Origin of the sequence: Micromonospora sp. WMMA1976, from assembly GCF_027497335.1 — a bacterium.
GTDB classification, from domain to species: Bacteria; Actinomycetota; Actinomycetes; order Mycobacteriales; family Micromonosporaceae; genus Micromonospora; species Micromonospora aurantiaca.
On sequence record NZ_CP114912.1, the window covers coordinates 923,152 to 936,275 of the forward strand.

Sequence of the window (13,124 nt, forward strand, 5' to 3'; positions counted from 1 at the left end):
AGCGCAGGAGAACGAAGGGGGGTTCGACCATGCCGGAGGGTTCAAGAGTGTTGGAAGTCCTGCCTGGGATCGGCCTTGATCGTGCCCGGTTCGGGGAGAGTCGTTCCAGTCACCGCGAGCGGCTCGGAAGCTACAAGGCTTTCGAGCGAGTGCCGGGCTCGGGGGTGACCGACATCTATGAAGATGGAATGGTCATGCTGTCCTACGACGAGTCGGACCGCCTCGTCTTCATAGAGATTGGAGGCGAAACGGCGGTGTTGCTTGGTGGAATCCAATTAACCGGAAGGCCCCTCGGGGCTGTGCTTGATGAGCTGGCTCAGGGTGATATCCCGGTTGAGTTCGACGGCGACTCGTCGTACGCAATCTCGTCTACCGGAGTTGAACTATTTACCAGCTCTCCGGATGACATCAATGAGCCAGTTGGAGGGGTTTCGGTAATCCTGGCCGGGCGGCAGTGATGTTGCGACTCAGCGCGTAGTCGGACAGTTTTCGGGGCGTGCCGGCTCCGTACTTCGTGCAGAAGTGCGGAGTCGCGCGCCCCGGTTGCTGTCGGACGCTCAGCGGCGTGCAGATGAATACGGTGCTCCCCGAATGGGCAGTCGGCCCGGCGGTGGCGCAGCAGCACGGTCAGACGCGGGCACACTACTAGTGCCCCGTCATGCAGCCTTGAACGGGTAATCCGGGTGGCGGATCTTGGAGCCGGCGGCGAATGCGGATTTCGGTCTGGCGCGTTGGTTGCGCCATCGGATGTAGTCGCCGATGGCGGCGTCCTGCTCGGCGTGGCTGCGGTGGTCTGTGCCGTTGAGGGCGAAGTAGCGCACGGCGGCGAACTCGTCTTCGATCCAGTTCAGCCAGGAGGCGTAGGTCGGTAGGAATACCAGGTCGACCTGGTTGGCGGCGCACCAGGCGCGGACCTCGGGGTGCTTGTGCGGGGAGAAGTTATCGCAGATCAGATACAGCTTTTGGTCGGGCCAGCGGCGGCGCAGGGTCTTGAGGAAGCTCAGGAACTCGCGCCACCGTTTCCGGTCACGGATGCGGTAGTGCAGCCTCCCGGTGGCCAGGTCCAAGGCGGCGATCATGTGCCGCACACCCTGGTCGCGGGTGTAGGTGGCCCGCAGCCGAACGGGCTGACCCTGAGGGCGCCAGGCCCGGCCGGGACGGGGTTGCAGGCTCAGCGGCCCGAACTCGTCCACACACAACACCCGACCGTCGGCCGGTGGATGGTCGTAGAGGTCCAGGATCCGGCGCATCTTCGACGTGAAGTCGGGGTCGTTGCTGGCCTTCCACGTCTTGGTTGCCTGCCACGACACGCCACGCTCGTGCAGGATCCGCCGAATGGTCTCGGCGCTGATCGTCGCCACGTAGCCGGCGTCGATCAGGTAGTCGCGCAGCTTGGCCAGGGACCAGCACGAGAACGGTCGGCCGAGGAACCGGGGGTCGCACCGGGCGATGACGCAGATCCAGTCACGGGTCTGCTCATCGATCCGTCTCGGTGCGCCCCCGTTCCATTTTGGGTCCAGCGCGTCGAACCCCCGCTCGTTGAACGCGTGGATCACGTCCCGCACGTAGTCCTCGCTGGCTTTGAGCAGGTGGGCGATGTCCGGGGCCGGCTGGCCCTGGGCGGACATCAGCACCACGATCGCCCTACGCAGCTTCACCGGGTCCTTCGCCGTGCGGGTGATCCGCTGCAACCGTTGACCCTCGGCCATCGACACCTGCCGGACGAACACCTCCGGCCGTCTACCCACCGGCCACCACCTCCCCTGACGAGTGCTGGGAGACAGCCTGCCCGATCCGTCCTCAGAACCGATGGATTACACGATCAACGTTCAAAGACGGGGCACTAGCTGGCAGTCAGGGCAACTGGCTGGCTGAAGGCCATGCCAGGGCAGGCGACCGACGCCGCCTTGAAGCCCTAGCCCAGATCGACATTACCGTCATATGCCGCATCCGCCGCATCGCCAGCCGTAGATCGCCTCATCGGGCCGCCGGCCGCACAGATCCATCCACCAGCACACCAGGCGGCGACCGAGTAGACGTCCTCGGTCGCCGCCGTGCCCGCGTAATCAGCGCGGCTAACCGCGCCCGCGTCGCCGTCGCGGCTACGGACGAAACCGCAGCCAATCAATGAGCTCTATCGCGTGGCTGAGCGAAAGCCCATCGACGATGCGACACTGCCGCGGCCAACACCACCCCGGCCATCGGCGTAACGTAGGTGGGAACCCTTGCCGGTCGTCAACGGATTCAAAGGCTAGCCACGACGGTCAGCGAGCCGACCCGTCGCCGGACTCGGCGAGCCGCTTGAGGTTCAGCAACTGCCGGCGGGCCATCACCAGGTCGCCGAGGCATCCGCCGAGGGCGATCACCGGGTTCGTCCGCATCACCACCTTGAGCAGCAGGCGGGTGGTGTTCCCAGCGTCGGGCACCAGGACGTACGACAGAACCGCGCCCATGATCTCGCCGGTGAGGTGGTGTCCCGGCTCGACCGCGAGGATCCGGCCCCGACGCCGTCCGCCGGCAGTCGTGAACGCCTCGCCCACCACCGGCTCGGGAAGGTCCACCAACCGTTGCGGTGAGCGGCGGCCGAGGTTGTCGATCCAGTCGTACGAGTACGGCGCGAGCCGGATCTGGGCGACCCACCGCCACACGGCGGAAGGTGGCGCGTCCACGCTCACCCCGCGCCAGGCCCGCAGGTTGGGCGCGGGAACGACGTCGTCGCACGGATACCGGCGACGTGTCTCGTCGTCGGAGACACCCCACCGGTCACCCAGCATCGGCCCGCCCCAGCACCAGCGTGGTCCGCAGGTCGAGCACGACCGTGCCGCCGAAGTCGTCGACCAGCCGGTCGAGGGCGGCGATCCCACGTCGTTGCTGCTCCGGTGTGCGGGACAGGTACGGCCCGAACGTGCGCATCAGCGCCAGGTACCGCTCCTTGTCCAGCGGCAGCTCCCGCCGGAACACCTCGCGGCGTACGTCGTCGAACTGCCCGCTGTCGAGGATGTCCCGATGGAACCAGTCGACGGGCCGCTTCCGGACGGTGGGGTCGACGGATCGCAGTGCGGCCCGGACGGCGGCCTGCTGGTCGGCGTCGGCGTAGTCGTAGCGGTGCCCGAAGACGGCGAGCGTGCCGCCGGGTGCCAGGGCGCGCCGGGCCAGGGCGTTGCGGGTGGCCGGGTCCAGCCAGTGCCAGGCCATCGCGCAGGCGAGCACGTCCACCCCGCCGGTGGGCGGCGACCACCGCTCGAACGTCGTGGCCTCGATGCGCGCTTCCGGGAACCGCTCGGCCAGCCGGGCCGCCATCAGTGCGTCGGGCTCCACGCAGGTCAGTGGCGCGCCGAGGCGGGCCAGCACCTCGGTGCCCTTGCCGGTGCCCGCGCCGACCTCGACGACTGAGGCCGGTGCGCCGCCGTGGTAGGCGACTATCGACTCGGCGATCTCCGGGGGATATCCGGGCCGGGCGCGCTCGTACAGGTCGGCGACCGTACCGAAGACATTCATCACCAGCAGGATACGGCTCCGACCGGTCCCCGACAGACCGCGCGGAATCCGGCCCACCCGCTTCTACAGTCCGCACCATGAGGTGGACCCTGCGGCTGGTGGCGGCGCTCGGCGTACTCGTGACCGCTCTGGCGACCGGGGCGGCGAGCGGCGCCGCGGCGCCCGCCGACGGCGGCCTCGGCCTGGCCCTGCGGCCCGGCCAGGCCGACTACCGCGCCGGGGACCAGGTCCGCCTCGATCTCACCGTCACGAACACCACCGGGTCGGCGTGCGCGCTCGCCACCGGGCCCGTCGGCACCGTGCAGATCACGGGGGTACGCCGGGACGGGCGCGACGTCGAGCCGACGCTGGCCCGCAGCTTCTTCGAGGACGGGATCGGCGCCGCCACCACCGCCGGGCTCACCACTGTGGAGCCGGGAGCGACCGCTGCCGTGGGATTGACCGGGGTACGGCTGCGCGACGGCGAGGTCGTGCTCCGCTCGGTGGCCGCCACCCCGGACGGCGGTGGGCTGGACACGCTCTGGCCGGTCGGCGCACCCGGCCGGTACGAGGTGACCGCCGGCTACGTGACGCTGCCGGTCACCGGCGCGACGAACCCGTGCGCGGGCGCGACTGCGCTGCGGACCGCCACGTTCACCGTGTCCGACGACGGCGGGACCGGACGGCGCTGGCTCTGGCTCGTCGGCGGGGGAGCACTAGCGCCGCTCGTCGTCGCGCTGGTCGTGCTGCTGCTGGTACGCCGACGACGCCGGCCGACAGCCGCCGCCGTGGCCCTGGTGCTGCTGGTGGCCGTCGGCGCGTACGTCGGCGGTGGTGCCCGGCCGGCGCGGGCCGACTACGGCGTCGACCCGACCGCCGGGGTGCCGGTCAGCGGCGTCGACTTCCAGGCGGCTGTCGACGGCTGCCTGGCCGGGTTCGCGCTACCCGGCGGCGACCCGTCCGGCCTGCTGCCCCGGCTGCGCGACAAGAAGAGTCCCCGGGTGCGGATCATCCCGACCACTGGTGGCTCCGGCGCGTTCGAGACGCCGGACAGCGCCGACGGCAAGGGCTCCTCGACCGTCACGTGGAACCCGACCTCCACCGACCCGTACGGCGACGGGGTGGCCCGCGACCCCTGCGCCGCGCTGTACCACGAGCTGAACCACGCCGACGACATCTCCCGCAACGCGGTGCCGCAGGGCGAGTGCGGCGGCACCGGCATCCGTACCGCCGAGGTGAAGGCGACGCTCGCGGAGAACCGCTACCGGGCGGCGAAGGGGCTGCCGCCGCGCACCGAGTACGACGGGAAGACGCTGCCGAAGAACCTCGACGAGTGCAAGAAGCCGGCCAAGAAGACACCGCCGCCGAAGGGACCGGTGAAGCTCTGCGAGGACGGCGCCGACTGCGGCGGCAGCAACGGCGACCCGCACCTGGTCACGTTCGACCGGGTCGCCTACGACTTCCAGGCCGTCGGCGAGTTCACGCTGGTCGCGTCCACCGGCGGCGACCCGCTGGAGGTGCAGGTCCGGCAGACCCCGATGTCCGGCACGCGTACCGCCTCGGTCAACTCGGCCGTCGCGTTCCGGATCGGCGCGCACCGCGTCGCGCTCGCCCTCACCGACGGCGGCACCCAGGTGCGCGTCGACGGCGCACCGCCGGCCGCGCTGCCGGACCGCACCGACCTGGCCGGCGGCGGCACCCTCACCCGCCGCCCGTCGGACACCGGCCCCGCCGACGGGTACGACGTGACGTGGCCGGACGGGTCCGCGGCGGCGGTGGACCAGATCGGCCGCTACGGCTACCGCGTGCTGGTCCGGCTCGCCGAGACCAGGGCCGGAAAGGTACGCGGACTGCTCGGCGACTTCGACGGCGACCCGGCCGACGACATCGCGCCCGCCTCCGGGGCGGCGCTGGCCCAGCCGGTGCCGTTCGCGAAGCTCTATCCCGCGTACGCGGACAGCTGGCGGATCACCAGGGACCGCTCGCTGCTGCACTACGACGACGGGCAGGACACCGGTACCTTCACCGACCGCGCGTTCCCGGAACGGGAGATCACCGTCGGCGACCTCGACCCGGCCCGGCGCGCGACGGCCGAACAGGTCTGCCGCTGGGCCGGCGTGACCGCGCCCGCCCAGCTCGCGGAATGCGTCTTCGACGTCGCGGTCAGCGGCCGACCCGAGTTCGCCGTGGCCGGCGCGAGCACCGAACGGATCGCCCCGCCGGCCGCCACCCCGATCACCGCCGTACCCGTCGCCACCGCCACGCTCACCCCCGGCGGGGAGCCGCTGACGTTCGCCGCCCGCGCCGGGGACGCCGTCTTCGTCGACGCCACCGCGCCGGGAATCGGCGACCGCTGCTCGCCGTACGTGCTCACCGAACCGGGCGGACGGGAGATCGCCAGCGGCTGCAACATCAAGGGCGCCGGGTACGTCGACCGCGTCGACCTCACCGCCACCGGCACGTACGCGCTGCGGGTCACCGCCGCGCCAGACGACACCGGCCGCGCCGCCGTGCGGGTGTACGCGGCCCAGGACAGCGACGGGACGCTGCAACCGGACGGCCCGGCGGTCACCGCGACAGTCGCACAACCCGGCGCGCGGGCGCGTTACCGGTTCAGCGGGCGCGCGGGGGAACGTGTCTACGTGGAGGCGCCCGCGAGCAGCCTCACCGACCAGTGCTCCCCGCTGGAGCTACGGGACGCCGAGGGGCGGCTACTGCGCAGCGGCTGCGTGATCAACGGCGCCGGTGAGATCGACGGCACGCTGCTGCCCGCCGACGGGACGTACACCGTGGTGGTCGACCCCACCGAACGCGGCACCGGCACGGCCACGCTGCGGCTGGTCACCAGCCGGGACCGGGAGGCGATGATCGCGCTCGGCGGGCCACCTGTCGTCGCCGTCGTGGACCGGCCCGGCACGATCATCGGCTACCGGTTCACCGCTGCGGCCGGCACGTCCGTGACGGTGAGTGCGACCGCCTCCGACCTGCCGGACCAGTGCGGCGTGCTGGCGCTGCGCGCGCCCGACGGCAGCACCGTCGGCAGCGGCTGCGTGATCAACGGGGCCGGTGAACTCGGGCCGACCGTGTTGTCGGCGTCCGGGGCGTACACCCTGGTGGTGGACCCGTCGGGGGCCGCGACCGGGCAGGTCACGCTGGCGGTGCGGTGAGGCCGACCCTGGATTTCGGGGGTGGCCGGCGGGCGTGCTAACGTCTCGTCCCGTTGTCAGCGAGCGCCGCTAGCTCAACTGGCAGAGCAGCGGACTCTTAATCCGCGGGTTCGGGGTTCGAGTCCCTGGCGGCGCACCAACGATCAAGGCTCTGACCTGGTGTTTCACACCGGGTCGGGGCCTTTTTCATGTCCGGGCGTGGGTGGTGGTGGCTCGGTGGGTGCTCGGGTGCCGGTGGACCGGGGTGGCGTCGGTGGGACGCGGCGGGGTGCTCCGGGACGCCGGTCGGTGGCTGCGGCGCGGGATGGTCGGGCGGCGGGGGTTGCGGCTGTCGGTGGTTCCGGATCGGTTCGGTGGGCGGTTCCCGGATGGGATCGGAGCCGGGGTCCGGCGATCTTGGCGGAACGCGGTATGCCGGTTCTGCGGCTTCCGTCGTCAACTCTTCGGCTGATTTGGTGAACAGTGATCATGGAAAACGTCTCACAAACCCCGTTTTGAGGGTGCGGGAGTTCCCTCGGGGCGTCACCGCAGTGCTGGATCGCCGGGATGGTGGGACGTCGACGGGGTGGGGGATCATCGATGGGTGGCCGGTGATCGTGAGCTGTCGCCTCGGCGGTGGCGGATCCTGTCGTTCCTGGCATTGCACGGCTGGGCCACCACGAGCGACATCGCGGTGGTAGCGGGGGTGCCGCGTTTGACCGCGCACCGGGACCTCACCTGGTTGCACACCATGGGCTTGGTGGGCCGGGAACGGTCGGCGGAGGACCGGGCGCACGCCTGGTGGTACAGGATCACCGGGGAGGGGACCGAGCTGCTGGATCGTGATCTCGTCTTGTCGGGGCGGCCGGTGCCGTTGCGTCTGGGTCAGCGGGACTGGGGTACGGCGCACTACCTGCTGTTCCTGCCGCTGCTCGCGGTGTCACGCCAGGATCCCGCCCGGTGTCGGCTGTTCCAGTGGCTGACGACTTTGGACACGTCGGTGTGGCTGCGGGAGCGGGGCCTGGCGTATCTGCGTGCTGACGGGTACGGCGTGTGGCTACAGGACGGCCGGTGTCTGCGGTTCCTGGTGCACGTAGATCCCGGCCCGGTTGGTGAGGTCATCGCCGAACGAGAGCGGTCAACTGCCGGACTCGGTGCTGTTCTGGCTGGCTATCGGCGCATCGACCCGGTCTTGCCGGTCGGCGTAGTGCTGGTCATCGCTCGGGATGCGACCCGGGAGGCCAACCTGGTCGCTGATCTGGTGAGCCGGCCGTTGCGGGCGCCGATCGCGATCGCCACCGTCGACCTGCTGCACCACCATCGGCCGCACGAGCAGGTGTGGAGGGTCCCGGCGGTGGGCAACGCACGTCACCGGCTGATCGACCTGCCTCCTCCAGCCGGAGCGACTCCCGACGATTCGAAGGTAACCGGACCGCAGTAAGCGAATAGGTAGGAGCTGCCATGGGTCTGGCTCGCTGAGGAGCGAGCGACCGCATAGAGTATCCGCTTCTGCCGAGAAGAGTGCTCCAAAGGTCAAACCTTAAGTGAGGCATTTGATCACTGAGTGTTGATGCAGATTAGGTCTATAATCAGCGAGTGAATCTGCCCAGTGAGCGTATGAAATATACGGCCCTGTCAACCGTCTATCCTCCCATCTCCAGCCAGGAGGCCAGCTGGCTTCAAAGGGACCCAGAAGTTGAGGCCCTTCTAAGGACAAGCAACTTCTACATGATCGGAGCCCGCAAAGAGGCAAAATTCCGCAATCTAGTTCCGAACGAGGACGACTGGACGCTCCGCTTCGATCTGGTGATCGGCGACTTCGAAGATGGCGTGACCATTAGGATTCGGGACTTGCCAGGCCTTGAGGGTGTCAATCTCGACAGCGTCTACCTGGACGCCGGAGAGAAGCATGTCCGCTTTTGGGATGGTGAACCTCATGGGCCGGACTCGGAGGTCCTTGAGTGGTTCACCACGGAGAAGTTGGTTTGGGATCGCTCGCATGCTCGTCCGGGGATAACTGGGCTCGATAGGTTCGCTGATGCCGCGGCGTACGATCTTCTCTATGTCGGAATTGCCAAGGATGGAGACACCTTCGACCGGCTCATTGCCAAAGGGCACAAGAAACGCATGGAGATTCTTTCAAACGAGCCGCAGCGCTTGCCGGGTGCGCGGGTTGCAGACGAAATTTATCTATTCATGTTCAAGATTAACGTTCTACATATTCGGTTCCTAGGCGAGGATGATCTAATACTTGCGAGCGCGCCTCCCGTCGACGAACGAGCGGTACTTGCGGACGCAGAGAAAGCTTTCATTAAAATGCTTGATCCCAGCTACAACGAGGTCAAATATGTTGGATATCCGCGCGGTCGCGATGGAGTATACGGAGCCAATATAGCTAGGTACGGGTATGTGATCGCTGAAAACGCTAGTTTCCGCACAGTCAATGGGAATTTCCGCGGGGGGCTCAACGCTGACACGGGCACCCCTTCGAATATGGCAGATATGATCTTCGTGGAGGGAAATTCCGTCACAGTGGTACGGGGCAGGCCAGCCTAGAGCGTCGGATGCAAGCGTGGCAGCACCTTGGGGCTCCAGCTTCGGGTTCCCTCAGCGCCGCTGGCCCCACGCCCTGCTTGCGCGGCGTCGTGCTCTCTAGGCAGGGTTCGACAGTGCGGCCAACTATCGAGTGCATGGCAGCGGCGGGCTGACCGGGATGCCTCACCTCGGTGATACACCTGTCCTATGTCCAATCCGGTCGGACGTCCCCGCAGGAACCCAGGGCATGGAACGCCCGAGCGATCCGGACGTGGCCGATGAGGGGAGACAGGCCAGGTAGGTTGCGTGCGAGCCCCTGAGAGGCCATTCTTACCAGCTTCCTGCCCTCTACACAGACGCCGCCAACTGGCGCATCCCGGGCTTTCCGGGTCCGCTTCACGTGGACAAGGTTCAGACCCCTGCCCTATCTGCTCAATAGGATGCCGTGCTGGGCGCCCGCCGCTCCGATGCCCAACCGGCATCCCCCGAGGCGGTGACGAGATCGAGAAGCGATGCGATAATTTGACCATGGGTACTCCGATCACGCTATCGCTGAATGGCATCACTATTGACTGGGGTCAGAACCGATATTGGAATAACCACCACTGGCTCTTCCCTCCAGGGAGTCTTACCGACGTCGAGTACCTATACGCTGACGATGTCGTCGAGACGAAACCGGGGTTCCAGACAACCCTGGACGAGGCCTACTTCCGACTTTGCCACCTCGGCTATTCGCAGCAAGAAGCCAAGACGAAGTTCAACATGGCCGTGGCGCGCTGGAACCGGACTGCGGACTTGCGCCTCTCCTTCGAGGACTTTCAAGTCGCTCTTACTGGTGTGGACTTTGCATCGCTCACGCCGGCAGATCTTGCACCCTATGTTTGGGACTTCCGGGCATTCGTGGCGAATCTGCTCGCTGCGTGGGATTCGAGCGAGGCGATGCTTGAAGACTTCATTCTGGGCCTCGACTTCGCGCTCACCCTTCGAGTGCTCGCCAATCGTGTTGACAATCGCCCACTTCCGCTAAGGTGGCACCATCAAGACTTTATCGACAGTGGATGGGTATCTCTCGACGACCTAACTGATATTGATCGACAGACTCTCATCATCAACCACACGATGATGGTTGGGCGCCTGCAGGATTACGCCGGCCAGACGTCCGTGAAGGGGTTCGATAACTGGCTCGTCGAGCGAGGGATCCCTCGATCGACGCCCTACTCGCGGATGAATCAGGACGGCACGGTGACCCACCAGATGATGACACTGCCCAGTGCCGTCCGTAACATGATTCATCACCCAGAGAACCCGCACAATGCTCTGTCCGACCACAGCCTTCGGGACAGCATAGAGGTCCTTCTAAGAATATCGAAGCTTCTCCCGACCCCGATTCCCGGCCTAACCTGAGTCAATGGTAGCCCACCGCCCGCAAGTCCTCGATCAGCATTCTGATTTGCCGAAGATTCCGGCTCGGTGCGGCCGTCCGCGAGGCCGGCGAGATGGCGTTGTGGTACAGGTACGCGAGCTGGCGCCGACGTAGGGAGCGGCTGCTGATGGCGCTGATGGTGTCGGCCCTGCTTGGATGTCCTGCGGTGGACAGAGGAGCTGTAGCTGATCTGGATCGGCCCCGGCCTGCCCTACGCTGACGCCATGAGGAATCGGGGCTTGAACCAAACTTCAACGCTGGCCCTACCCGGCGGATGCTGATGGACCGGCAGGCGGCGGTGCCGGCTCGCGTGCTCCCGGACGAGGTCCGGGCTGACGTCGAGACATTATGGCGCTACCACGACATGCGTCACGAGCTGCGTCCTTGCGACGTGGGCATCGGGTTGGGGAGCCATGACCTCGGCGTTGCGGTGATCGCAACGCGGCTGTTTCAAGCGGGCCTGTTCCCATGGATCGTTTTTACCGGTGCGAACGCCCCGACCACTGTCGAAAGGTTCCCGCGTGGAGAGGCGGTGCACTACCGCGAGTACGCCATCGAGCAGGGCGTACCCCGGGAAGCGATTCTCGTGGAGCCGCGTGCCACGAACACCGCTCACAACCTGGAGTACTCGCGTCAGCTCCTGGCCGAACACCAGATTCCGGTGAAGTCGGTGCTGATCATGTCGCGGCCGTACCAGCAGCGTCGGGCCTACGCCACCTGCAGGTTGATGTGGCCGGAGGTCGATGTGGTGTGCGCGTCGAACCCACTCGACCTGGACGACTATGTGCGCAGCATCGGCGACCCGCGGCGGGTGGTGGACATGCTGGTCGGCGACACGCAGCGGATCGAGGTGTACGCCGAGCGCGGGTTCGCGATCCCACAGGAGATGCCGGACGAGGTGCGGGCGGCCTTCGAGCGCCTGGTAGCGGCTGGCTACACGAGCCGGCTGATTTGAGCCCAGTCACCAGCGTGGCCCGCCCGACCGGACGCCCATCCGGTCGCTGAGTTCGACGGCCAGTCGAGGTGGCCGGGGGCGGGTGAGGATGTCCCGGACGAGGTCGCGGGAGAGCCGGTGGTAGCGCACCTGGTCGGGGCCGATGACCTCGGCGTCCAGGAGTGCGGCGAGCGCGTCGTCGATGCGGTTCCACCGGGCAAGGGCTCGGGCGGTTTCGATGGCGTGGCGAACCTGCCGTTCGACGGGCACGGTGCTGGTGTCGAGTGGGGTGCCGATGGCGATGGCGCGTTGCACGTCGCCGAGTTCCATCGCCACGGTCGTCTTGTGGATCGACACGTTGGTCGGCCCGAACGCGGTCCACACGTGGTTGCCGTCGGCGCCGAGCCGCTGTGCGGCGGCATCGGCTTCGGCGATGTGGGTGTCGGCCGAGGCGCGGTCGTCGTCTCGGGCGGCGGCCAGGGCGCAGACGAGGTGCAGGCTGCCGTAGACCGACAGCAGCTGCGGAGTCGGCCTGACGAGCCGGGGTTCCAGGAACCGCGCCGCCGTGGCGGCGAGGCCGCGGGCTTGGGCGTACTCACCGATGGACGCCAGCGAGTGCGCGGCGGAGCGGCTAAGTGAGCCGATGACGACGTGATCGTGGCTGGCGTTAGCGGCCGCCAGCCCTCGGCTGGCGGCGGTCCACGCGAGGTCACCTTCGCCGAGTTTGGTGAGGAACAACGCGGCGAGCTGGTGCGCGTAGGCGGTCATCGCGTGCGCGCGCTGGCCGTCGTCTCCGTCGTACGCCTCAGTGGCGGTGAGACAGTCGTGGATGAGGTAGGGCAGCCGGCGGGCAAGGGTGCCATAACGGGAGTGCTGGTAGGCGGTCCAGATCTCGGCTACGTCGTTCTCGATCTCGCGGAGGGCAGGTGCCTCGACGTCTCCCGTGCTGGCAAGCGCCGGCGCGAGGTGACGATAGTCGTGAAGCGCGGCCCGCAAGGCGGGGATGGTCTCGCGTCCGGAGTCGTCCGACCACTCGAACAGGCTCGGGGCGCCGATCAGGTCGCCGAGGGACACGTCGAGGGCCTTGGCGATCGCGCGTATGACCGACAGCCGGTCCAGGTCGGCCCGGTTCGTCTCGACCTTGCGTAACCACTCCTGCGTCTTGCCGACCAGACCGGCCAGCACCTCCTGGGAGAGCCCTCGCCGACGCCGGTAGAAGGCGACGCGCTGGCCGATCGTCATGTCGTCCGTCATCCCTCGCACACCATCACCCTGCCCGCTGAAGGCCGCCGGACCCGGTACGGATTTTCCCGGTCCTCCGTACCGGCCGCCCCTACGTTCAGTTCACCCCGGATCACCGGCGCGTGTCGATGCCGGTGTCAGGGATGACTGACAGGGAGCTGCAGATGGAGGGATCGATGAGCGGCGCACCACACCACGGCTTGGGCCGCTGGCTCGGCCTGTCCAGGAGCGAACTGTCTCGGCGCTTTCCCCGCCTGCGTACCGCCATGAGGGCTGCGCGGGTGGGTGATCGGCGGTCTGCTCCCAGCCGCCGTGGTGCGGCGGCGGGCTCGCCATTCCCCCGGCGAGCCCGCCGCTCATCGGCGCT

At 67.8% G+C, this 13,124-nt stretch carries 10 protein-coding genes and 1 tRNA gene; 7 read left to right on the plus strand and 4 right to left on the minus strand.

Annotated elements, in window-relative coordinates; all coding sequences use genetic code 11:
* The first annotated feature begins 47 nt into the window (after positions 1 to 47).
* Positions 48 to 458, plus strand: a complete 411-nt coding sequence (locus O7546_RS04455) for a hypothetical protein (protein ID WP_194799581.1) — start codon at positions 48 to 50, stop codon at positions 456 to 458.
* 198 nt (positions 459 to 656) lie between these two features.
* On the opposite strand, the gene O7546_RS04460 is transcribed toward O7546_RS04455, so the two are convergent.
* The 3 genes from O7546_RS04460 to O7546_RS04470 all read right to left on the minus strand — a co-directional run bounded on the left by O7546_RS04460 (position 657) and on the right by O7546_RS04470 (position 3,498).
* Entirely contained in the window at positions 657 to 1,748 is a 1,092-nt protein-coding gene (locus O7546_RS04460; protein ID WP_281600396.1) for an IS630 family transposase, read from the minus strand.
* A 516-nt stretch (positions 1,749 to 2,264) separates the two neighbouring features.
* A complete protein-coding gene (locus O7546_RS04465; protein ID WP_194799582.1) occupies positions 2,265 to 2,774 on the minus strand; it encodes an SRPBCC family protein in 510 nt (169 codons plus the stop codon).
* Complete coding sequence (locus tag O7546_RS04470; RefSeq protein WP_194799583.1) at positions 2,764 to 3,498, minus strand: class I SAM-dependent methyltransferase; 735 nt, start codon at positions 3,496 to 3,498, stop codon at positions 2,764 to 2,766. The genes O7546_RS04465 and O7546_RS04470 overlap by 11 nt, the downstream gene beginning before the upstream one ends.
* 77 nt (positions 3,499 to 3,575) lie before the next feature.
* Between O7546_RS04470 and O7546_RS04475 the strand changes: the two genes are divergently transcribed.
* The 6 genes from O7546_RS04475 (at position 3,576) to O7546_RS04500 (ending at position 11,536) form a co-directional block, all read left to right on the plus strand.
* The gene (locus tag O7546_RS04475; RefSeq protein ID WP_281600509.1) at positions 3,576 to 6,644 is read left to right on the plus strand and encodes a VWD domain-containing protein; all 3,069 of its coding nucleotides are present in this window, start codon (positions 3,576 to 3,578) and stop codon (positions 6,642 to 6,644) included.
* 63 nt (positions 6,645 to 6,707) lie between these two features.
* Positions 6,708 to 6,783 (plus strand) — tRNA-Lys (locus tag O7546_RS04480).
* A gap of 444 nt (positions 6,784 to 7,227) precedes the next feature.
* Positions 7,228 to 8,064: a hypothetical protein gene (locus O7546_RS04485; RefSeq protein WP_281600510.1), complete on the plus strand. Its 837-nt coding sequence runs from the start codon at positions 7,228 to 7,230 to the stop codon at positions 8,062 to 8,064.
* A 155-nt stretch (positions 8,065 to 8,219) separates the two neighbouring features.
* Positions 8,220 to 9,179 (plus strand): hypothetical protein, encoded by a 960-nt coding sequence (locus O7546_RS04490; protein ID WP_281600511.1) that lies wholly within the window; start codon positions 8,220 to 8,222, stop codon positions 9,177 to 9,179.
* A 507-nt stretch (positions 9,180 to 9,686) separates the two neighbouring features.
* A complete protein-coding gene (locus tag O7546_RS04495; protein ID WP_281600512.1) occupies positions 9,687 to 10,562 on the plus strand; it encodes a HEPN/Toprim-associated domain-containing protein in 876 nt (291 codons plus the stop codon).
* Positions 10,563 to 10,855: 293 nt separating this feature from the next.
* The gene (locus O7546_RS04500; RefSeq protein WP_281600513.1) at positions 10,856 to 11,536 is read left to right on the plus strand and encodes a YdcF family protein; all 681 of its coding nucleotides are present in this window, start codon (positions 10,856 to 10,858) and stop codon (positions 11,534 to 11,536) included.
* Positions 11,537 to 11,542: 6 nt separating this feature from the next.
* Here O7546_RS04500 and O7546_RS04505 read toward each other — a convergent pair whose 3' ends face one another.
* Complete coding sequence (locus O7546_RS04505) at positions 11,543 to 12,769, minus strand: helix-turn-helix transcriptional regulator (protein WP_281600514.1); 1,227 nt, start codon at positions 12,767 to 12,769, stop codon at positions 11,543 to 11,545.
* Positions 12,770 to 13,124 lie beyond the last annotated feature (355 nt).

What these genes read in the sequence shown, in the direction of transcription:
- O7546_RS04500 (WP_281600513.1), top strand. Translation starts at nt 10,856, where the DNA reads ATGCTGATGGACCGGCAGGCGGCGGTGCCGGCTCGCGTGCTCCCGGAC.
- O7546_RS04465 (WP_194799582.1), bottom strand. Translation starts at nt 2,774, where the DNA reads ATGCTGGGTGACCGGTGGGGTGTCTCCGACGACGAGACACGTCGCCGG.
- O7546_RS04505 (WP_281600514.1), bottom strand. Translation starts at nt 12,769, where the DNA reads ATGACGGACGACATGACGATCGGCCAGCGCGTCGCCTTCTACCGGCGT.
- O7546_RS04475 (WP_281600509.1), top strand. Translation starts at nt 3,576, where the DNA reads ATGAGGTGGACCCTGCGGCTGGTGGCGGCGCTCGGCGTACTCGTGACC.
- O7546_RS04495 (WP_281600512.1), top strand. Translation starts at nt 9,687, where the DNA reads ATGGGTACTCCGATCACGCTATCGCTGAATGGCATCACTATTGACTGG.
- O7546_RS04470 (WP_194799583.1), bottom strand. Translation starts at nt 3,498, where the DNA reads ATGAATGTCTTCGGTACGGTCGCCGACCTGTACGAGCGCGCCCGGCCC.